Here is a 1,953-nt window from a genome sequence, read left to right as displayed (position 1 = left end):
AACCAACAGAAAGCCTGGGGCATGGATGTCCCCTCCAACAGCAACGGGGCCGCGTACGCCGACCTGGACAACGACGGAGACCTGGACCTGGTGGTCAACAACATCAACAAAACAGCCTTTGTGTACCAGAACCAGGCGGACAAGCAGCTGCGCCACCGCTACCTGCAGGTAAAGCTGGAGGGCCTTGGACAGAACACAGCCGGTATTGGGGCGAAGGTGACCCTTTACAAGGGCGGAAAGCAGCAGTACCAGGAGCAAATGCCCACCCGGGGCTACCAGTCGAGCGTGGCCCCCGTGCTGCACTTCGGCCTGGGCCGGAACGAGGCCGTGGACTCGCTGCGGGTGGTGTGGCAGAGCGGGAAGCAGCAGGTGCTGCGGGAGCTGAAGGCGAACCAGCTGCTCACCCTGCAGGAGCAGAGCGCCGCCTCCCCGTACAGCCACCCCAAAGCCGGCACCCCTGCTTTTGCGGAGACGAAGTCGCCGGTAAGCTTTGCCCACCAAAAGAGCAATGTGAATGACTTTAAGCGCCAGCCCCTGCTGGTGAACCCGCTCTCTTTCGGCGGCCCGAGCATGGCCAAGGCGGACGTGAACGGCGACGGCCTGGAGGACGTGTTCGTGGGCGGCGCCGCCGGGCAGGCGGGTGCCCTCTTCCTGCAGCAGGCCGGCGGGAGGTTCAGCCTGAAGAAGGTTGGCGCCTTCGAGGCCGACAAAATGAGCGAGGACGCGCACGCCGCCTTTTTTGACGCCAACCAGGACGGCAAGCCGGACCTGTACGTGGGCAGCGGGGGCTACGGCAACTACATGCCCGAGGACGCGCTTTTGCAGGACAGGCTGTACCTGAACGACGGCAGGGGGAACTTCACGAAGAGTACGAACGCCCTGCCCAGGATGCTCACCAGCACCAGCTGCGTCAGGGCGGCGGACATCAACGGCGACGGCTACGAGGACCTGTTTGTTGGCGGCCGGGTGATCCCGGGCCGCTACCCGGAGGCCCCCAGGAGCTACGTGCTCCTCAACGACGGGGCCGGGCGCTTTAAGGACCGGACCGCCGCTGTGGCCCCTGAGCTGCAGCGCATCGGGATGGTGACCGACGCGGCCTGGCATGACCTGGACGGGGACAAAAAGCAGGAGCTGGTCGTGGTAGGGGAATGGATGCCGGTAACGGTGCTGAAGAACACGAACGGGAAGCTGGGCAAGGACACCGGGCGGTACTTTGACAGGCCCTACAGCGGCTTTTGGAACAAGCTGCTGGTAGGCGACTTCAACCAGGACGGCAGGGCAGACCTGGTCGTGGGCAACCTGGGGGCGAACTCCCAGATCAGGGCCTCGGAGAAAGAGCCGGCCGAGCTGTACTACAAGGACTTCGACGACAACGGCTCTGTGGACCCTATCCTCTGCTTCTACATAAAGGGGAGGAGCTACCCCTACGTTACCCGGGACGAGCTGCTGGACCAGATGAGCGTGATGCGCACCCGCTTCCCCAGCTACGAGAGCTACGCCGACGCCACGCTGCAAAACATATTCTCCAAGCAGGACATAGAGACAGCGGGGCGGCTGTCGGCCAACTACCTGAGGACGGCTTACTTCGAGGGCGGGGTGAACGGGAAGTTTAAGGAGAGAAGCCTGCCGGCCGAGGCGCAGTACTCGCCCGTGTACGCCATCGCCTCCCTGGACTATAACAAAGACGGCAGGCAGGACCTGCTGCTGCTTGGCAACATGAACCAGGCCCGCCTGCGCTTCGGCAAGTACGACGCCAACCACGGGGTGCTGCTGGAAGGGCGCGGGAGCGGGGAGTTTGTTTATGTGCCGCAGGGCAAGTCCGGCCTCCGGTTAAAAGGCGACGCCAGGAGCGTGCTGCAGGTGAGCAACACGCTGCTGGTGGGCATGAACCAGCAGGATGTAAAGGCCTATAAACTCAAGTAACATGAAAAAGCTGCTATCTTTTCTCCTGAT

The 1,953-nt window shown here is 63.0% G+C and carries 1 protein-coding gene; it reads left to right on the top strand.

All coding sequences use genetic code 11. The annotated features are described in order from the left end of the window. Positions 1 to 1,923: FG-GAP-like repeat-containing protein (locus CHB92_RS25390; RefSeq protein WP_179223172.1), on the top strand; the 1,923-nt coding region annotated here is incomplete at its 5' end. Positions 1,924 to 1,953 lie beyond the last annotated feature (30 nt).

Origin of the sequence: Pontibacter ummariensis (genome assembly GCF_900188175.1) — a bacterium.
Taxonomy (GTDB): Bacteria; Bacteroidota; Bacteroidia; order Cytophagales; family Hymenobacteraceae; genus Pontibacter; species Pontibacter ummariensis.
The sequence above is the reverse complement of the archived record's forward strand: the minus strand, read 5'-3'. Positions and strand labels throughout refer to the sequence as shown.